General features: G+C 32.1%; 15 protein-coding genes. 9 read left to right on the forward strand and 6 right to left on the reverse strand.

Going from position 1 to position 19684, the window contains the following annotated elements:
* Positions 1 to 25: 25 nt before the first annotated feature.
* Both treC and treR read left to right on the forward strand, forming a co-directional pair.
* Positions 26 to 1702: an alpha,alpha-phosphotrehalase gene (gene treC, locus BED47_RS10835; RefSeq protein ID WP_069033688.1), complete on the forward strand. Its 1677-nt coding sequence runs from the start codon at positions 26 to 28 to the stop codon at positions 1700 to 1702.
* Positions 1703 to 1725: 23 nt separating this feature from the next.
* On the forward strand, positions 1726 to 2451 hold the full coding sequence (treR, locus tag BED47_RS10840; protein WP_025568340.1) for a trehalose operon repressor: 726 nt from the start codon (positions 1726 to 1728) through the stop codon (positions 2449 to 2451).
* Positions 2452 to 2672: 221 nt separating this feature from the next.
* Here the strand turns inward: treR and BED47_RS10845 are convergent, their stop codons facing one another.
* On the reverse strand, positions 2673 to 3542 hold the full coding sequence (locus BED47_RS10845; protein ID WP_025568341.1) for an acyltransferase: 870 nt from the start codon (positions 3540 to 3542) through the stop codon (positions 2673 to 2675).
* A gap of 408 nt (positions 3543 to 3950) precedes the next feature.
* On the opposite strand from BED47_RS10845, the gene BED47_RS10850 reads away from it, so the two are divergent.
* Positions 3951 to 5147 (forward strand): class I SAM-dependent rRNA methyltransferase, encoded by a 1197-nt coding sequence (locus BED47_RS10850; RefSeq protein WP_069033689.1) that lies wholly within the window; start codon positions 3951 to 3953, stop codon positions 5145 to 5147.
* Positions 5148 to 5183: 36 nt separating this feature from the next.
* On the opposite strand, the gene pepT is transcribed toward BED47_RS10850, so the two are convergent.
* The 3 genes from pepT to BED47_RS24380 all read right to left on the reverse strand — a co-directional run bounded on the left by pepT (position 5184) and on the right by BED47_RS24380 (position 8882).
* On the reverse strand, positions 5184 to 6425 hold the full coding sequence (gene pepT / locus BED47_RS10855) for a peptidase T (protein WP_069033690.1): 1242 nt from the start codon (positions 6423 to 6425) through the stop codon (positions 5184 to 5186).
* Positions 6426 to 6542: 117 nt separating this feature from the next.
* A complete protein-coding gene (locus tag BED47_RS10860; protein ID WP_084006863.1) occupies positions 6543 to 7178 on the reverse strand; it encodes a lysoplasmalogenase in 636 nt (211 codons plus the stop codon).
* A 132-nt stretch (positions 7179 to 7310) separates the two neighbouring features.
* Positions 7311 to 8882 carry a L,D-transpeptidase gene (locus BED47_RS24380; protein ID WP_302622003.1) on the reverse strand — a complete coding sequence of 524 codons (1572 nt, stop codon included), beginning with the start codon at positions 8880 to 8882 and terminating at the stop codon, positions 7311 to 7313.
* Between the two features lie 346 nt (positions 8883 to 9228).
* Here BED47_RS24380 and BED47_RS10870 point away from each other — a divergent pair, with 346 nt between their 5' ends.
* Positions 9229 to 11409 (forward strand): DNA topoisomerase III, encoded by a 2181-nt coding sequence (locus BED47_RS10870; protein ID WP_069033692.1) that lies wholly within the window; start codon positions 9229 to 9231, stop codon positions 11407 to 11409.
* Positions 11410 to 11446: 37 nt separating this feature from the next.
* Here the strand turns inward: BED47_RS10870 and BED47_RS10875 are convergent, their stop codons facing one another.
* A complete protein-coding gene (locus BED47_RS10875) occupies positions 11447 to 11944 on the reverse strand; it encodes a precorrin-2 dehydrogenase/sirohydrochlorin ferrochelatase family protein (RefSeq protein ID WP_069033693.1) in 498 nt (165 codons plus the stop codon).
* Positions 11945 to 12213: 269 nt separating this feature from the next.
* On the opposite strand from BED47_RS10875, the gene BED47_RS10880 reads away from it, so the two are divergent.
* Positions 12214 to 12753 carry a PTS sugar transporter subunit IIA gene (locus BED47_RS10880; RefSeq protein WP_439097780.1) on the forward strand — a complete coding sequence of 180 codons (540 nt, stop codon included), beginning with the start codon at positions 12214 to 12216 and terminating at the stop codon, positions 12751 to 12753.
* Between the two features lie 27 nt (positions 12754 to 12780).
* Here the strand turns inward: BED47_RS10880 and BED47_RS10885 are convergent, their stop codons facing one another.
* A complete protein-coding gene (locus tag BED47_RS10885) occupies positions 12781 to 13830 on the reverse strand; it encodes an acyltransferase family protein (RefSeq protein ID WP_025568349.1) in 1050 nt (349 codons plus the stop codon).
* A gap of 359 nt (positions 13831 to 14189) precedes the next feature.
* Here BED47_RS10885 and BED47_RS10890 point away from each other — a divergent pair, with 359 nt between their 5' ends.
* The 4 genes from BED47_RS10890 (at position 14190) to BED47_RS10905 (ending at position 19633) form a co-directional block, all read left to right on the forward strand.
* On the forward strand, positions 14190 to 15110 hold the full coding sequence (locus tag BED47_RS10890; RefSeq protein WP_069033694.1) for an ABC transporter ATP-binding protein: 921 nt from the start codon (positions 14190 to 14192) through the stop codon (positions 15108 to 15110).
* A complete protein-coding gene (locus BED47_RS10895; protein ID WP_069033695.1) occupies positions 15107 to 16204 on the forward strand; it encodes an ABC transporter permease in 1098 nt (365 codons plus the stop codon). The genes BED47_RS10890 and BED47_RS10895 overlap by 4 nt, the downstream gene beginning before the upstream one ends.
* A gap of 246 nt (positions 16205 to 16450) precedes the next feature.
* Positions 16451 to 18598: a YhgE/Pip domain-containing protein gene (locus BED47_RS10900; protein ID WP_069033696.1), complete on the forward strand. Its 2148-nt coding sequence runs from the start codon at positions 16451 to 16453 to the stop codon at positions 18596 to 18598.
* Between the two features lie 108 nt (positions 18599 to 18706).
* A complete protein-coding gene (locus BED47_RS10905; RefSeq protein ID WP_025568353.1) occupies positions 18707 to 19633 on the forward strand; it encodes a glycosyltransferase family 2 protein in 927 nt (308 codons plus the stop codon).
* Positions 19634 to 19684 lie beyond the last annotated feature (51 nt).

Here is a 19684-nt window from a genome sequence, read left to right on the forward strand (position 1 = left end):
TTTATTAATCAAGGAGATTATCAAAATGAAGGATTTTAAGAACAGTGTCGTATACCAAATTTATCCTAAGTCTTTTTATGATTCGAATGGAGATGGTTTTGGAGACTTAAGAGGAGTTACAAAAAAGCTTGATTATTTAAAAGAATTAGGTGTTGACTACATTTGGCTTACTCCATTTTATGTATCTCCTCAAAATGATAATGGTTATGATGTCGCGGATTATCGAAATATTGATCCAGCATACGGAACAATGGAAGATTTTGATGAATTGGTGAAAGCTGCGAAACGTTGTGATATAGAAATAATGCTGGATATGGTATTTAATCATACTTCGTCAAAACATGAGTGGTTTGAGAGAGCCCTTGATGGAGATGAAAAATATAAAAATTATTATATTTTTAGAGAAGAAATGGACGGAAAAGAGCCAACGAATTGGATTTCCAAATTTGGTGGTTCAACTTGGGAAAAAGTTGAGAATTCAAATGAATATTATCTGCATCTTTTTGATAAAACTCAACCAGATTTAAACTGGGAAAATGATGAGGTACAAAACGAAATATTCGATATCGTTAATTTCTGGATTGATAAAGGAGTAAAAGGATTTCGTTTGGATGTCATTAATCTGATTTCTAAGCCAGAAGTTATGGTTGATGACGAAACAGGTGATGGCAGAAAATACTATACAGACGGACCTCGAATTCATGAGTTTTTAAAGAAGTTAAATAATGAGACTTTTGGTAAGAGGGAAGAAATCATTACTGTTGGTGAAATGTCTTCAACTTCAATCGACCATTGTATTCAATACTCAAATCCGTCAGAGAATGAGTTATCGATGGTTTTTAGCTTTCATCATTTAAAAATTGACTATAAAGATGGCCAAAAATGGTCATTAATGGATTTTGATTTTATGTCACTTAAGTCAATTCTGGATCAGTGGCAAAAAGGTATGCAATCAGGAAATGGATGGAACGCCTTATTTTGGTGTAACCATGACCAACCGCGTATTGTTTCACGAATTGGAAACGATCAAAAGTATCATAAAGAATCAGCCAAGATGCTTGCTACTTCAATGCATTTATTAAGGGGAACTCCATATATTTACCAAGGTGAAGAAATTGGTATGCCTAATCCTAAATTTGACGCAATTGAAGACTATCGAGATGTAGAAAGCTTAAATTATTATAAAATATTAAAAGAAAATGGGGTTCCAGAAAGGGAAATATTAGCCATTTTAAAAAGCAAATCAAGGGATAATTCTCGCACGCCTATGCAATGGAATGATTCAATACATGCAGGATTCACAACTGGAACACCTTGGATCTCAACAGGAAAAGATTACGAAGAAATAAATGTCGAAAAGTCTCTAGCTGATGAAGATTCAGTGTTTCATCATTATAAAAAACTAATTAATTTAAGAAAAAAGTTCGACATTATTTCGACAGGTACGTATGATTCTTTATTACTAAATCATGAACAAATCTTTGCATACACTCGTAAGCTGGATGACCAAATGCTGTTAGTCGTTAATAATTTTTATGGCGAAGATACTCTTTTTAAATTACCAGAAGATATTGCTATTGGAGAGTATAACAAGCAGATATTAATTTCAAATTATAATGATTCTAGTCAGGATTTAACCGAATTTACGTTGCGCCCATATGAGTCTATTTGTTACCTTCTTGAGAAAAATGTGAGAATATAATAAAATTTTTCTAGGTGATGAAAATGAACGCAAAGTATATTTCGATCTATCATAAGTTAATTGAACAGATTGAAAAAGGGGCTTTTACTGTTGGGAGTAAAATACCCTCTGAAAAGTTATTAATGGAGCAATTTGATGTTTCTAGAGATACAATTAGAAAATCATTACAAATGCTTGAGCAAAACGGATATATAAATAAAGTTAAAGGTAAAGGTTCGTTTATTTTAGACACTGCAAAATTAAATTTCCCGGTAACAGGTTTAATTAGTTTTAAAGAATTATCAAACCAAATCGGTAGAGAAGCAGAAACGATTGTAGAAATTCTTGAAAAGAAGTGGCCTAGTAAATTTATAAGAGAACAACTAGAAATAGACGACCAAACAGCGATTTGGAAAGTAGTTAGAGCTCGAAAAATCGACGGGAAAAAAATAATTTTAGACAAAGAGTATTACAATAGTTCATATGTCGAAAAACTTTCAAGGTCAATCTGCGAAGGATCAATTTTTGACTATATAGAAAATACTCTACACTTAAATATTGGCTTTGCGAAAAAAGAAATTGTAGTCCAAGCTTGCACAGAAGATGACCAAAAATATTTAGATTTAGATGGCTATGATATGGTAGTAGTTGTAAATACTTTCGTCTATTTAGACGATGGTTCTCTATTACAATATGGGCAATCTAGACATCGCCCGGATAAGTTTAAATTTGTTGATTTTGCTAGAAGAATTCAACAGGTTAATGAATGATATAAAATCTTACTTAGTTCGACTGCACCCCTTAAAACCTCTGTCGGATAACATTGGTTTTAAGGGGTGTTTTAATATTTTAAGAAATACGGAAAAACTAGTTAATAGCTCAAATGAATAAAACCAGAACTATTTCCAAAAGAAAATAACTCTGGTTTTTACATTTCTAGAGATCTTGCCTATTACTGAACTAAAGCGGCGTTCATTTATTTTTTTTAACATTAAATACTTTTGAACATTTTTTTAATTTTTTCTATAAAACTCTGGTTTACAATAGGTTTTCCAATGAAAAAACGGTTCTTCTTTCGGTTCATCTGTAAATTCTCTATTATAAAATCTAGTTTTTCTGAAACCAACTTAAATTCTGTTAATGATTTTTCAATTGAAGGAAATGGGAGCGCCTCATTCTGAGTATATGAATAAATAAATTCGTCACTCTCAAAAATTTCATGACTTCCTGTTTCTAATTCTGTAAACGCATGTACACTGTCACTAGTATAAAAAATCGATTCGCCAACTTTTCTCACTGGATTGCCGGCATATGAAGAATTAGATTCAATTTTTTTCCCACTAACTAATGACATGCCTCCGATAATGCTGCCTGAACCAATTTGAGTTCCTTTTAAAATAAATGCATGTTGACCAATCCAAACATGATCGCCAATATATATACTTTTACTTGGATTAACTCTTTTCTTTGTGAAAGAATCATAAATGAGATGAGGGTCCGCTGTTCTAAACCAACAGTCGAATGAAAATAAACAACCTTCACCTACAATTATATTTTTTTGTTCTGAAATAATTAAATTTAATTTGTTGTTAAAATAATTATCCTTTCCAAAAAATAATACAGAATTATTGTAAACAATTGCATTAAGTATATAGTTAAACCTGTTATTACAAAGAAAAATAATTGTGTCATTTCCATTAAACTCTATATTACTATTTACTAAATGAACATTTTCATTATCACAATATAGAAGATTTCCTTTTCCTCTAAAAATTATTTTTGAATTTGTTAGTTTAGGTTTCCCAATTATCTTATTCTCTTTTAAGTCCTCTATTTGTATTGTTTCATTAATAATTTCCATATTATAATCCCTTTCACTTTGAACAAGAATGTTCTGGCCTAAATAATTTGGCGCTTATTTTAGTATTGCCACTTTTACCATTACATCAAAAGGTATTTTTTGATATTAATATTACAATGACTAGTAGGAGAAAATCCATGGTCTTTTATGTGAAAGAATTTATTTTTAGTTTCTAAAAAAAAAGACTACTATTATTCTTGCTTAGAAAAAAGCGAGATCGATTAATTTGTTTGTTCGTCATGTTATAATAAAAGACTTGATAGCGCGTTGTACGCAAAATGGTTTTTAGCGGTTAGTTCATAGAAAAAAATTATATATTAGCAAAGTTTGCAGTTTTGTCTAACAGACCACACTATAATAATTGATTATGGAAATAATGAGTAAAAAAGACAATGAATGGATGGGCTTATGGATAAAGAAATGAATTTAAAAATTAAACAAAAATTTGTAAAAGATTATAAAAACGGGTATCCACTAATTTCAAAAGAATCAATCGTGAATAGTAAAAATTTCATTAATGAAGGAACAATTATTAATCTAGTAGATGAACGTAATGGTTTTATTGGAAAGGGCTACTACGGAAAGCAAAATAAAGGTTTAGGCTGGATTCTAAGCCTGAAGGAGCATGAAAAGCTAGATCCTAAGTTCTTTGAAGATAAAATTAAACAAGCGATCGAAAACCGCCAACAATATTATAATAGCTCTGATACGACAGCATTTAGAGTATTTAATGGAGAAGGCGATGGAATTGGTGGATTAACAATTGATTTTTTCGATGGATTTTATTTGATTAGTTGGTATAGCGAAGGAATCTATCAATTCAAAGATTGGGTTATTCAAGCAATAAAGAATATTGTCGAATTCAAAGGGATTTATCAGAAAAAGCGCTTTGATACAAAAGGTCAGTATATTGAAGAAGATGATTTTGTAATGGGAGAAAGAGGTCAATTTCCTATTATCGTAAAGGAAAATGGAGTTAATTTCGCCATTTATTTAAATGATGGCGCAATGGTAGGCGTATTTTTGGATCAACGTGAAGTTAGAAAACTAATTAGAGATAAATATGCTTACGATAAAACAGTATTAAATACTTTCTCTTATACAGGGGCATTCTCGGTTTTTGCAGCAGTTGGAGGGGCGAGTAAGACTACTAGTGTTGACTTAGCAAATCGGAGCCTAGATAAAACAAAAGAACAATTTAAAATTAATGGAATTGACCCTGCTACCGAGAGCATCGTCGTTGAGGATGTATTTCATTACTTTAAATATGCAGTTAAAAAAAACCTTACATTTGATATGGTTATTTTAGATCCACCAAGCTTTGCAAGATCTAAAAAACATACCTTTAGCGCCGAAAAGGACTATAAGAACCTGTTGAAAGAAGCGATTACGATTACAGAAAATGATGGTGTAATTGTTGCTTCAACGAATTGTAGTACTTTTGGAATGAATAAATTTAAAGGGTTTATTGACACAGCCTTTAAAGAATTAGGCGGGCAATATAAATTAATGGAAGAATTCAGCCTACCTAATGATTTTAAAACAACTAAACAGTTTAAAGAAGGTAACTATTTAAAAGTCGTATTTATTCGTAAAATTAAGTAAAAAAATGGACTGACAGATACATGTCAGTCCTACTTTTTACTTTGAAGTTGCTTTTTGTTCATATAATTTGATCACTTCAATCATAACATTCGTTGCTTTAACCATATTGTCGATTGAAATGTATTCAAATTTGCCGTGATAGTTTTCTCCTCCAGTAAAAATATTTGGAGTAGGTAGTCCCATATATGAAAGTTGTGAACCATCTGTACCACCACGAATTGGTTCTACAATTGGTGTAATTTCTAAATTTGTCATTGCCTCATGAGCAATATCAACAACCTCTTTAACAGGTAAGATTTTCTCACCCATATTATAGTACTGGTCTTTTAACTCTAAAATAATGCTGTTTTCACCATGTTTTTCTTTTAATTGATTTACAATATTCGACAATGTCTCTTTTCGATTAGCAAATTTTGTTTTATCATGATCTCTAATAATGTAGTGCATTTTTGTTAACTCTACATCACCTTCAATTGATACTAGATGATAAAAGCCTTCGTAACCTTCAGTTGATTCAGGCGCTTCTTCTACAGGTAATAAATTATTTATTTCCATGGCAATTTTCATAGAATTTATCATTTTACCTTTGGCCGTACCTGGGTGCACATTTTTACCTTTTACTGTAATCATTGCACCTGCAGCATTAAAGCTCTCGTATTGAAGCTCTCCTAGTGGACCACCGTCCATTGTGTAAGCATATTTAGCATCAAATGCCTTTACATCAAATTTATGTGGGCCTCTACCGATTTCTTCATCTGGTGTAAATGCGACTCTTATTTTGCCGTGTTTGATTTCAGGATGTTGAACTAAATACTCCATCGCAGTCATAATTTCAGCGATACCAGCCTTATTATCAGCACCAAGTAATGTTGTCCCATCAGTAGTCATTAATGTGTGACCTATATACTTACTTAACTCTGGTGAATGACTCGGAGATAATACAACATTTAAACTTTCATTTAAAACAATGTCATTTCCATCATAGTTTTCAACTAGCTGAGGGTTAACATTTTTTCCCGTAAAGTCTGTCGCTGTGTCTAAATGTGCTAAAAATCCAATTGTCGGAATATGTTTGTCGGAATTTGAAGGAAGTGTAGCCATTACATAGCCATTGTCATCCATTGTTACGTCAACTAATCCAATTTTGTTTAATTCTTCTACTAGCATGCGGCCCAAAGTTAATTGGCCAGGTGTAGAAGGGCACGTTTCACTACTTGCATTTGATTGTGTATCAACTTTTGCATAACTAATTAAACGATTAATTAACTCATTTTTCATATGAAAATCTCCTTTTTTACATTTCATAATTCGTATGTAATACGCTTTCATTTCTTGTTTTTAGTGAAAAGAGGCTACAGTTATATTGTAGTTCTTTCTTTATTTGAAAGTAAAATATTACGCAACGCTCTTTCTATTTAAAATGCTTTTAGCAATTAAAAACTGTGCTGTGTAGTAGGTGATCATAATTAATTCATGACCATATTTAACGCTTTCTACAAATAGGTCCCATGATAATATAGAATCTGAAATGATAAATAAGAGGCTCCCCAAAATGGCCCATTTGTTTCCAGTCATTATAGCTGTAAATACCATCATTGAAATTGCTACTGAATAGGTAATTACCGGAATAACTAAATTCTCCTGTCCACTTTCGTTTAAAGAGCCTACTAAATTAGAGCATAGAAAAAATGCATAAATTGCAATTGGGATAATCGATAATACGCGATAAATAGAAAATTTCCATCCTGATATAAAACCGGCAGCGTAAAACAAATGCCCAATTAGAAAAGCACTTAAACCGACAACAAACCATATTAACGTTCCGTCCCCAATCATACAAAAAATAAGACCTAAAAGTATAAGAGCGCGATATTTAGTTGATTGACTTGGAATTTGTGAAAAGGCATAACTGATAATCAACACCATTGGAATTACCTTAAATAGTATTTTTATGCTAACAGGCTCTGGAGGAATAAAAAAGATATAGAGAATACCAAAAAATAAAATAAGTATAGGTAGATACCTCTTCAAAATAAAATTACCCCTTTCTAACTATTTCCTTTTTACTAAATATTATCAGTGAAAAGTGAAAAGAATGCTATTAGAAATAAAGATAGCAGTCTATTAAACTATAAAAAAAAGCAAACCGGAAAGGTTTGCTTTTTACGCGATTGCTATTCCATATGAGTGAGCAATCTGCCCATTAGTACTAGAAGATTTTGCAATAATAACTGTTGTTCCAACATTTATTTGATCGAATAACCATTCGATCTCACTGTTATGCATTCGGATACAACCGTGACTAACTGATTTACCGATTGAGCTTTCATTAGCATTTCCGTGTATTCCGTATGCGCTACCGACACTTAAGCCCATCCATCTTTTACCTAGAGGATTATTTGGAGCTCCTCCAGGAATATTTTCTTTATACCAAGGTCTATTTTTAATTTTATTTACGACTTTAAACTTTCCAGTAGGTGTAGGACTCGAAGCTTTTCCTGTTGCTACTCTAAATGTTTTAACTAGTTTTCCCTTGTTATAATAAGAAAGTTTATTTGTATTTGTATTAATAATAATTAGCTGCCCATTCGAAAGTGGGTAAGAGCTCTTTGCCTCAGTATATGAAAACTTACTTTGATTTCCAGCAGCGTCAATTGACTGTACTTTTATAGGAGTAAATACTTTTAATTTACTGACCTTAAAACTATAACTACCATTCTTTGTTGCAGCCGTTTTAGCTGTATATTTACCGTTTAGAAACAGTTTAACAGAAGCATTTGGTTCTGTTTTCCCACTAATGACAGTGGCATTTTCTTTAACGGTTTGAATTGTAGGTACTGAAGGAGCAGTACGATCTAATACACGAATTGAAACGGGTTTACTTTGATTTTTACTCTTATCAACTGCAACGACTTGAAGAACTGTGTTTGCCTTTTGCTTCGCCATTTTAATAGTAAACTTACCTGCCGAGTTAACTTTACCTTTTGCTAATACTTTCTTGTTTAAGTAAATAAGAACATCAGCATTTGGTTCTGATTTACCTGATATACTTTGAGATTGATCTGAAATTGATGGTATGGAAGTGATAGAAGGTGCGATTACATCTGAAACATATGATGTAGCAGTTTTACTTTTTAATCCAATTGAAACACCAACTGCATTTATTTTAGTAAATTCTTTTAGAGGTTTAGTATTGAATTGAAAATTGCCTTTTGTATCCGTTTGTACAGTGCTGACCAGCTTATTGTTGATGAGAATTTGGACACTGCTTTTTTCTAAAAATGCTCCTGACACGGAAGTAGATTTATTAGTAATTGGATTGATTTTTGGGGTTGGTAAATCTTTAACCATAAATTTAATATTCTGGTCTGAAACAGTTAGAGTTTGATCATCAAGTGTAATTGAACTTAGTTGATAAGTTCCTTTTATAAAAGAAGCTGTAATCCCAATTTTCCCAGCATAGTAAAGATCTGAAGACGAAGGGTTTTTTAATAAAACTTCTGTCAAATTAGTTCCATTTTTAAATGTTAAAGATACATTGTCGAAATGTTCTTTAGTTGTTAAACCAACTTCAATCGATTGTCCAAAAGTGGCTTCAGTAGTGTTTAAATTTAGATTATCTATATATTTCGATAACTCACCATCACTAAAACCTTGAGAAAAAGAAGTTGCATTAGCAGTAGGTAAAAGGAATAAAAATACCCCCAAAAGTACAGATACAATCTTATTTATCATTTTCTCTCTCCTTATATATGGAATTTAATTACTAAATTTGCCATATAGAGAGTGAATTCCTTTGTTTTTCTAATAAAATAAAACGTCATTTTTCAGCAAAAAAAGAACATTTGTTGAAAAAACAGGAAGAACAGGGAATATAGTAAAATTAGGTAGAATAAAAGAGAAAATAGAAATTTTGTAGAATTAATGTATTTTTAAAATCTTATATTGTCATAACTTCCACGCTTTCTTTAATCATATAATTCAGCTTTTCTTTGATTATATTCCGTTCACTTCCCTTTCCCCTGTACTAAGTGTTAAAGTTAGTTAATAAGAAAATTGTAAATAAACTAAGGAGCATGATATGAGCAAAACAGTAGTATTAGCGGAAAAGCCTTCAGTTGCTAGAGATATAGCTAAAGTACTTGGATGCAATCAAAAAGGTAATGGTTTTTTAGAAGGGAAAAAGTATATTGTGACCTGGGCATTGGGGCATCTTGTGACTTTGGCTGATCCTGAAGGGTATGATAATAAATATAAGTCATGGAATTTAGAAGATTTACCAATGATTCCAGATAAATTAAAGCTTGTTGTTATTAAAAAGACAGGCAAGCAGTTTCAAGCTGTGAAAACCCAATTATTAAGAAAAGATGTTTCAGATATCGTTATCGCAACGGATGCGGGGCGAGAAGGTGAGCTTGTTGCAAGATGGATTCTTCAATTGGCAAAGGTTAATAAACCTATTAAAAGACTGTGGATATCATCTGCAACAGATCAGGCGGTAAAAAAGGGCTTTGAAAATTTACGTAGTGGCAAGGAATATGAAAATTTATATCTTTCTGCTGTAGCAAGAGCCGAGGCAGATTGGATCGTAGGGATTAATGCAACAAGAGCCCTTACTTGTAAGCATAATGCTCAACTTTCATGTGGTAGGGTTCAAACTCCGACACTTTCGATGATTTTAGAGCGTGAAAAGGAAATAAAAGAATTTAAGCAACAAACTTATTATGGGTTACAAGTATTAGCAAATAATGTAACCTTTACGTGGCAAAATCGTAAGTCGAATGACCAGAAAATTAAAACGACCGATGAATTACAAAAAATTATTGGAGCGATAAAAGGAAAACAGCTAAAGATTAAGGAAGTTTCGACTGCTGAAAAAAAATCTTTTGCTCCTCAGCTTTATGATTTAACTGAGCTCCAAAGAGAAGCGAATAAAAGATTTAACTTTTCACCTAAAGAAACATTGTCAATCATGCAAAAGCTATATGAACACCATAAAGTTGTTACGTATCCACGAACTGATTCTAGATACTTATCATCGGATTTAGTTGATACATTAAAGGAACGTTTATTAGCATGTAACATAAAACCTTATGGAAAAATCATTATGAAGTTAACGAATCAACCGATTAAGGTAAATAAGTCATTTGTAGATGACAATAAGGTTTCAGATCACCATGCGATTATACCAACAGAGCAGGCACCTATATTAAGTGAACTTTCTTCAAAAGAATTTAAGATATATGATTTAATCGTAAGAAGATTTTTAGCAGTCTTACTACCTCCATATGTATATGAACAAGAAAAAGTTATCGCAGAAATTGATAATGAGCTATTTGTTACGAAAGGTAAAAGGGTTATTTCACTGGGATGGAAAGAAGTCTTTAAAGACGAAGATGATCTTGATAGTACAGAGGATCAACGATTACCAATAATGAATGAAAATGAGAGTATTGAAGTAGCTAAAGTTATTGAAACTAAAGGGCATACGAAACCACCGGCATACTTTAATGAAGCCACACTTTTGAGTGCAATGGAAAATCCGGTCCATTTTATGTCAGGTAATAGTACTGATTTAAAGAAAACAATAGGCGAAACAGGCGGATTGGGAACAGTTGCAACTAGAGCGGATATTATTGAAAAGCTTTTTAGTAGCTTTTTAATTGAAAAAAAGGGAAAAGATATTTTCATCACTAATAAAGGCAAACAATTATTAAACCTTGTTCCAGAAGCCTTGAAGTCACCAGCCCTAACTGCCGAGTGGGAGCAGAAGCTTCAAGCCATCTCCAAAGGTAAATTAGCTAAATCAAAATTTATGGGTGAAATGATCCGTTTTTCTTCAGATGCTGTGAAAGAAATAAAACAAACTGAACAAAAATTTAAGCATGATAACATGACTAGCACTAAATGTCCCGACTGTGGAAAGCTTATGTTAGAAGTAAACGGTAAACGTGGAAAAATGTTAGTTTGCCAGGATAGGGAATGTGGTCACCGTAAAACAATCTCTCAGTCCACTAACGCGAGATGCCCTAATTGCTTCAAACGTTTAGAGCTAAGAGGTGAAGGTGAGGGTCAAATTTTTGTATGTGCATGTGGACATAGAGAAAAACTTTCTACTTTTAAAGATCGACGTTCGAAAGAAAAAAATAGTAAAGTTTCTAAACGAGATGTTCAAAAATATTTAAAGCAACAGAACAAACAAGAGGACGAACCATTTAATAACCCATTTGCAGAAGCCTTAGCAAAGCTGAAAAAAAAATAAAAGCATAGTCCCTGCACTTCTAACCAGTCATATGAGTTTACTCTATGACTGGTTTTTTTCGTTCAATTGCATATTCATCCACGACTTCACTATAATGATAGTCAAAATAAGTGTCCAGTTCCTTTTTTATCTTTTTAGATAAGACTGGACTTTTACCTGAAGTTGAGACTGATACAATAAGGTCTCCTCTACGAACCACTGCTGGTGTGTGGAAATCACTATTATTTTGATCACTTACATCATTAAACCATTGGAAGTCTGATGTACAATCTTTAACGAATTTATTTATATTTTTATCGTCTGTTGCTGCAATAACAATATGAGCTCCAATTAGATCGGCTTTTTCAAAATACTTATTTAGCCATTTTATTGTAGGTAACTGTTTAAATTCATCACATAGTTGAGGGCTAATAATCGTAATTGAAGCACCACTTTTTATAAATGCTTTTGCTTTTCGAAATGCAATTTTACCTCCACCGATGATCGCTATCTTTTTATTTTGAAGTGAAAAAACTAATGGAACCATTTCAGTCATCTAATCGCTCCTATCTATTAATTATGGACAAATATTTATTTAGCTAATTTTATCATATGTGTAACCAATTTTTAGAACTAGCTAATTTATATTAAAGAGAGGATTTTTATGTCTTTTATTGTAAAAATGATACAGTTTGGTTAATAATTCAATAAAAGTTCATCTTTTCTTTAGCATAAAAGTATTTTTTCTGTTAGGATAATTAGTATTATTTTTTCTGAAAAGATAATGATAAGACTGGAATCTAAATTAAAGAAAAGGTGAGTAATATGTTTAACAAATTAAAAAAAATGTTCGGTTTAGAGGAAGAACAACAACAAGGATCTGCTCTTGTAACGAAAGAAGCAACTAAGGAAGTTGTCATTAAAGCGCCATTAACTGGAGAAATACATCCACTATCTGAAGTACCAGATCCTGTATTTGCAGAAAAAATGATGGGTGATGGATTTGCTATTACACCTTCAGAAGGTGTTGTTGTAGCTCCTTTTGATGGAGAAATCGTACAAGTATTCCATACGAAACACGCTATTGGAATTCGTTCATATGAAGGTGTTGAAATCTTAATTCATGTTGGACTAGAAACAGTTAAACTAAATGGTGAAGGTTTCGATGCTCATATAACAGAAGGACAAAAAGTTAATGCCGGAGATCATTTATTAACATTCAACATGGACTATATAAAAGAAAATGCAAAAAGCACAATTACTCCAGTTATTTTTACAAATGGAGATGTGCTAGAAAATATTAAAGTTACAGCAACTGGCTCAATTCAAAGAGGTTCAGATGCAGCTGTTGCTACATTAAAATAAAAAAAATAGCCCTGGGGCTATTTTTTTTTATGCTGTTCTAACTTTTAAATGTTGTTTTCGTTTTACATTTAAACCAATGAACAACGGTTTTATAGTAGGTTGTGACTCAATAATAAATTTCTTTGCAATCATAGGCACAGCTAAACCAATCAATGTATACAATAACGGTCCATAATCGAAAAACTGTGAAAAAACAGCATTTGCAAAAATATGGATGTACATTATTGTTAATGATTCTTTACCAAATATTGTGCAAGGCTGGATAAATTGTAGTTTTGCTAGCTTTTGACATAAATATAGTACGGCAATCGTCATTGTTATTGGAATTAAAGCATCTAAAAATAAATGGTTATATCTTAAATATTTAAGACTTAGATGGTAGTCTAATTTATTCAATTCATATAAGGTCATATAAACGATACTAAGCGTAATACATGATATTCCAAGGACGTTAGAAATTGATGCTATCAATTTTTTCGTAAAGAAGCCTAATCCTAAAAAGAAAATTGCTAGTAGAGCAACATCCATATTCCACGGAATCGAAATTTGATTAAAGGTATTTTTACCAATTTGTGGAATCAATTTAATTGTCTCAAAATGTGCAAGCAAATAGCAGGCAATTACAATGAATAGACGTGTACTATTCTTTTTAAAGTATAAACAGATTAACGCAAATAATATTTGTGTAATAAATAAACATGTCACATACCAAAATACGCCATGGACTCCAGTAATAAATCTTCCACCGATTAACAATGAAAGGACTTCTTTTGATAAATTCGATTGGTTAATAGTTCCGTCTATTACTTCAATTGTCATGTTATATAAACTAAATAAAACCAAATACGTACAGTAAGGTACAAGCAATCTAAATGTTAGTTTTTTTATAAAAAATTTGAGTTCATTAATTGAATTGACCGGTTTAAATAAATACCCACTAATAATAAAAAAGAGCGGCATATGGAACCAGTAAATAAATGTAATAGAATTCGGACCTTCTGTAGAATGACCATAAACAACCAAAAAGATACCGATCATTTTGGCAACATCCAACCATTTTTCACGTTCTATTTTCATTTTATCACCTTGTTTTTATGGCTCGCTTAAAGTAAAAAACTTCAAATCATAGCCAATTTTTTTAAATAATGTCCAACATATTGTAACCGATGAGTATTACAAAGTGACAACATGGACGTTACAATCAAGTTATAAAATGTAAATGAATATTTCATAAATGATACAAACAAATTTGGATATTAAGTGTAGCACGGGATGATACACACTGGTAAAAAATGTAAATTTTTATTAAAAATTATTAATAATCAGTTCTTTCGACAAATATATTCTGTTTTGCATTATATACTTAGCAGGCTGAATTATAAAAGATCGTGCACTTTTTAAATAATCATTTCATTAGTCGAGGTGAAGGAATAATAATGGGCTCAATTATTAAAGTTGAAAATCTTAAAAAGAAATATGGAGATTTTTACGCTGTAAATGGAATTAGTTTTGAGGTTGAAAAAGGTGAAGTATTTGGATTACTCGGTCCAAATGGAGCTGGTAAATCGACGACAATGGAGATGCTTGTAGGATTAAGAAAACCAGATGAAGGTACGGCTACTATTGCAGGGCATGTAATCGGCAAAGACTCATATAAAATCAAACAAGAGATTGGAATTCAACTCCAATCAACTTCATTATTTGAACTGTTAAAAGTAAAAGAAATCATTGAAATGTATGCAAGCTTTTATCCAAGTCATATCCCGATTCAACCGTTGATCGATGAAATGCTTTTATCTGAAAAACAAAATAGTCTAGTAAAAGGATTATCAGGAGGACAAAAACAGCGATTAGCGATTGCATTAGCATTAATTCATGATCCTCAAATTATATTTTTAGATGAGCCAACTACAGGACTTGATCCACAGGCTCGTAGAACGTTGTGGGATATCATTTTAAAACTAAAAGAACGAGGTAAAACAGTAGTTTTATCAACCCACTATATGGATGAGGCTCATGTACTAGCAGATCGCATTGGAATTATGGATAAAGGTAAATTAATTGCGTTAGATACACCAAACAATTTAGTTAGTTCAATTTCTGCAGAGAGTGCGATTGAATTTAAGACAAAGCTACCAGAGCAAGAAGAAAAGTTCGCACATTTAGACAATGTAATGAATGTCGTGATCAATCATGATTTCGTAACATTGTATACTCGTAATCTACAAGCTTCATTAATGGCCTTGCTTGAGTATACAAAAGAACAGGATATGATAATTTCGGATTTATCGACAAGAACTGCGACTCTTGAGGACGTATTTTTACATATGACTGGAAGGGGGTTACGTGAAGAATGAAGGCTTATTATCAATTAACTTTAGCCCAACTTCGGATTTATGTACGTAATCGTCAAGCACTAATTTGGACACTTTTATTCCCATTTTTCTTTATGATTATTTTTGGATTAATGTTTAACGATGGGAATACAACTAGTTATTCAGTGAACCTAATTGATTATGACAACACACAAGTAAGTAAACAAATTACAACTGTTTTAGAGAAACAAAAGTCACTTAAAATTCATAAAAAAACAAATGAATTAAAGTCTAGGAAATTATTATCTGATGGTAAAACTGACTTTGTAATCGTCATTAACAAAGGTTTTCAAAATCAAGTTACAACTAAACAACAATCTGCTCCTGCTAAAATAAAAGTACTATATAATGAAAGTAATGCAGGCCAGCTTCAAGGTGGAATAGCAACGATTACTGCATATGTTGATGCTGCTAGTAAACAAATGGCAGGTTATACACCTAAAATTGTAACAGACTTTAAAGGAGTAGCTGGAATTACCCTTTCATATTTAGACTTTTTAGTGCCCGGAATTATTGCAATGCAAATCATGAATAATAATATGAATGGTGTCGCAGGACAAATTGCCTCTTGGAGGGAACGAGGCGTGCTAAGACGAATGCAAGGCACCACATTAAGAGCCTCAACGTTTATTGCTGCTCAAATCACAGCAAGGCTAATATTAAATAGTTTACAAGCCATCTTAACAATTCTAATTGGCTACTTTGGATTCGACGTTAGTATTCGAGGATCATTCTTATTAGTAGTATTGTTAGTTGTATTAGGTACATTAACATTTATGAGCATCGGATTTATTATAGCAAGTTTAGCAAAAAGTCCAGAAAGTGCTGGACCAATTGCAGGCTTTATTTCGTTCCCACTTATGTTTTTAGGTGGAGTATTTTTCCCTGTAAATAACATGCCCGAATATTTACAACCGATTATAAAGACAATTCCTATTACGCACTTATCAACTGCAATGCGTGACATCATGAATGTCGGAGCATCATTTGGAGATTTACTCCCAGATTTCGGCTGGTTATGCGTCTGGATGGTCGTAAGCTTCTTAATCGCTGCTCGTACATTTAGATGGGAGTAAGGGCAGAACAAGGAGGCTCAAGAATATCGCCCCTTTGAAAGCGAGCACCCTGTAGTGGAAAACAACATCACATTACTTATGTAATTGACAACTTCTTTTTTCAACAGCATGAAGACTTTCGCTAATTTTAGTGAAAGTCTTTTTATTTTACCTTTTTTTTCCCGACTACTCCCATTCTTGTCTTTAAGAATAGTTATGCAGTATTTATTGCATACTATTTAAAAATTAAGATTAGGTGAGTTATAGGTGAGTTCAATATTCGAAATCTATTTTCGTGATGTAAAGCGGGTTATAACAAATTGGGCAGCATTGATGATTATCATTGGTTTAATTATCATGCCCTCAATGTATGCATGGTTTAATATAAAGTCTTCTTGGGATCCGTACGGCAATACAAAGGGCTTAAAGATCGCAATAGTAAATGAAGATCGTGGTGCTACGGTCTTAAATAATAAAATTAATATCGGCAACGAAGTAATACATTCTTTAAAACAAAATCCTTCTTTAGGCTGGAGGTTTACAAGTAAGCAAGTCGCAAATGAAGGGGTTAAACAAGGAAAATATTACGCTAGTATTTTAATTCCAAATGATTTTTCAAATAAAATTAGCACGGTTTTAACAGATCATCCACAAAAACCTGAACTAGTTTATCAAGTTAATGAAAAGCTGAATATAGTTGCTCCGAAATATACTGAAAAAGGTGCAACCAGTATTGCGGATGAGATTACAAAGAAATTTGAAAAGACCGTAAGTAAGGAAGTATTGCAGGAGTTTAATAAAATAGGAATTGACTTACAAGCAAATTTACCTGAAATAAAAAAATTTGAGCAAATGGTTTTTAAGCTTGAAAAAGATTTACCGGAAATAAAGAAAACTGTGAATACAGCCTTAAATGACTATAAAAAAGTACAAAGCGTTATTCAAACTACAAAAAAAGACATGGAATTGATTAATAACATCGTAGCAAATAGTGAGAAATTAATGGCAAGTTTAAGTGGGTTTTTTAATCAAATTAACAAAGCAATTCAAGATTCAACTCCATTTATTAAAGAGACACTTAACCTACTTCAAAACCAGTCTGTTGTTATACAAAGTACATTATCACAATTACAGAATCAAACGATTAGTAAAGACGAGTCCATGAGGCTATCAAATGAAATCGGAAAAGTACTACCGAATTCAAAAAATATGGTTACTTCTTTAAATCAAGTGCTTCAATCGTTTAATAGCTTAGGTACTACAGCAGATTTTAGTAAAGATATTAGTTCATTAAAAGATCTAGAAGCAGACTTAATGATGATTCAAAATGAAAATTCTCAATTAAAAAGTGCAATACAAAGCGGAAACGGTCTACCGAATGATTTACTTCAAAAAATGAATGAGAGCGCGACAAGTATAAATAACAAAATAAACAGTTTAACTGGAAATTTTGATCAAGATTTAGCTCCAAAAATAAGTGAAGCTTCAAGATTAGTGAATGAATCATTAAAAAATACTCAGACTGTTTTAGCTGATGCAAAAACAAGTATACCTATAATAAAAGGTGTTCTCCAGGACACATCAAATTTATTAGCAACCAAAAAAGGTGATATACAACAATTAGTAAATGAATTACCAATAATTGAAGCGAAAATAAAAAAAATTGCTAATGAAATTAGAAAGGCTAATGCAAAAGGAAACATCGAGGATTTAATTAATTTTCTACGAACAGATATAGAAAAGGTTAGCGATTTTTATTCGAACCCAATCGTAATAAAAAAGGAGCGAATGTTTCCAATACCGAATTATGGTACAGGTTTGACCCCTTTTTATACAACATTGTCGTTATGGGTAGGAGCTTTATTAATGGTATCGTTATTAACAACTGAAGTTCATGAAGAAAAGCCATATAAAAGTAGAGAAGTTTATTTCGGAAGACTATTGACCTTTATAACTATAGGGGTATTACAGACATTAGTAGTGACAACGGGTAACTTCCTGATATTAGGGACTTATGCAGCAAATAAAGGTTATTTTATCTTATTTGCACTATTGATTAGCATTGTATTTACGATTATTGTCTATACGCTTGTTTCGGTTTTCGGAAATATTGGGAAAGGCATCGGTATTATCTTTCTGGTTCTCCAAATATCTGGAGCGGGAGGAGTTTATCCGATTCAAGTAACTCCGCCATTTTTCCAAAAAATAAATCCGTTTCTACCTTTTACCTATGCATTAAGCTTGTTAAGGGAGGCGACTGGTGGAATCGTTTGGGATACCATTTATAAGGACCTTCCAATACTAGTTCTTTTTGTCGTCATTGCAATTATATTGGGGGTAGGTCTTAAAGCAACTATTAATAAAAGAGCAAGTAAAGTTGCTGATCTTTCCAAGAAGAGCAGACTTATTCATTAATCGTTTGAAAAATAAATTCATATAAAAATCATTGAACTGTTTTACCAAGTGCTATAACATAGATAAAAGTTATATCTTTATAGCTTTTAGGAGAAGTAGGTGTTTTGTATGAAATTATCAGTTGTTGTGTATTGCTATAACAATGGAGAAAATTTTGAGAGATTTCACGTTAATTTATCAAATACAGTAAAGTTACTTAAAGAAGATTATGAAATTATTTATATAAACGACGGAAGTGATGATGATACACTACTAGCACTTCAAGTTGTTGCAAATCATAGCAGTCATTTGAAATATATCTCGTTTACTCGCCGCTTTGGAAGAGAGGGAGCAATTAGTGCTGGGCTTGAACATGCAAAAGGCGAGGTAGTCATCCTAATGGATGGAAACTTTGTACATCCACCCAATGTTATTTTAGAGATGATGGATGAATACAAAAAAGGACATAACCATGTAGTTGCATCGAAAAAAATAGAGAATTCAGTTCTAAAAAAAGCAAAAAAAGGCATTTTTGAGAAGGTTGTTAAAAAATTTGTGGACCCTGATATTTTGCAAAACGAATCAGATTTTCGTTTGTTAAGCAGAAAAGTAGTAAATGCTATTTTAAGCATGCCAGAATCAAACCGCTATTCAAAAGGTATTTTTAACTGGGTTGGTTATAAAATAAAAACGATTGAGTATGAAATAACATCAAGAATCATTAACAAAGAGACAGAGGTCAAAAGACTAGATTCAATAAAAAGAGCCATTGAATATATATTGTGCTTTAATACAAGGCCATTGAGGTTGTTAACGAAAGTCGGGTTATTATTAATTGGAATAAGTATTGTAATCTTTATTATGATGAGCTTTAAAGTTCTTTTTGTTGGGATTAGAATTCCTGGTTTATATACGATCTCAAACTTCATTATGTTATTTGGCGGAGTTCAAATCTTGATGATTGGAGTATTAGGCGAATATTTAGGTAAGATTTATTACGAAACAAAGAGAAGACCCCAATATATCGTTGAGGCTTCAAGCTATGATGAAAAATAAATATTACGATATGATAAATTTGGAAATTCGGCAAGAATCTTGTCGAATTTC

Origin of the sequence: Gottfriedia luciferensis (assembly GCF_001712755.1) — a bacterium.
In the GTDB taxonomy this organism is placed as follows: domain Bacteria; phylum Bacillota; class Bacilli; order Bacillales; family Bacillaceae_G; genus Gottfriedia; species Gottfriedia luciferensis_B.

Bases quoted from the DNA above. Each gene is read 5' to 3' on its own strand.
- BED47_RS10880 (WP_439097780.1), top strand. From the start codon at position 12,214: ATGTTTAACAAATTAAAAAAAATGTTCGGTTTAGAGGAAGAACAACAA.
- BED47_RS10845 (WP_025568341.1), bottom strand. From the start codon at position 3,542: ATGGAAATTATTAATGAAACAATACAAATAGAGGACTTAAAAGAGAAT.
- BED47_RS10905 (WP_025568353.1), top strand. From the start codon at position 18,707: ATGAAATTATCAGTTGTTGTGTATTGCTATAACAATGGAGAAAATTTT.
- BED47_RS10885 (WP_025568349.1), bottom strand. From the start codon at position 13,830: ATGAAAATAGAACGTGAAAAATGGTTGGATGTTGCCAAAATGATCGGT.
- BED47_RS24380 (WP_302622003.1), bottom strand. From the start codon at position 8,882: ATGATAAATAAGATTGTATCTGTACTTTTGGGGGTATTTTTATTCCTT.
- treR (WP_025568340.1), top strand. From the start codon at position 1,726: ATGAACGCAAAGTATATTTCGATCTATCATAAGTTAATTGAACAGATT.
- pepT (WP_069033690.1), bottom strand. From the start codon at position 6,425: ATGAAAAATGAGTTAATTAATCGTTTAATTAGTTATGCAAAAGTTGAT.
- BED47_RS10850 (WP_069033689.1), top strand. From the start codon at position 3,951: ATGGATAAAGAAATGAATTTAAAAATTAAACAAAAATTTGTAAAAGAT.
- BED47_RS10895 (WP_069033695.1), top strand. From the start codon at position 15,107: ATGAAGGCTTATTATCAATTAACTTTAGCCCAACTTCGGATTTATGTA.
- BED47_RS10870 (WP_069033692.1), top strand. From the start codon at position 9,229: ATGAGCAAAACAGTAGTATTAGCGGAAAAGCCTTCAGTTGCTAGAGAT.
- treC (WP_069033688.1), top strand. From the start codon at position 26: ATGAAGGATTTTAAGAACAGTGTCGTATACCAAATTTATCCTAAGTCT.
- BED47_RS10875 (WP_069033693.1), bottom strand. From the start codon at position 11,944: ATGACTGAAATGGTTCCATTAGTTTTTTCACTTCAAAATAAAAAGATA.
- BED47_RS10890 (WP_069033694.1), top strand. From the start codon at position 14,190: ATGGGCTCAATTATTAAAGTTGAAAATCTTAAAAAGAAATATGGAGAT.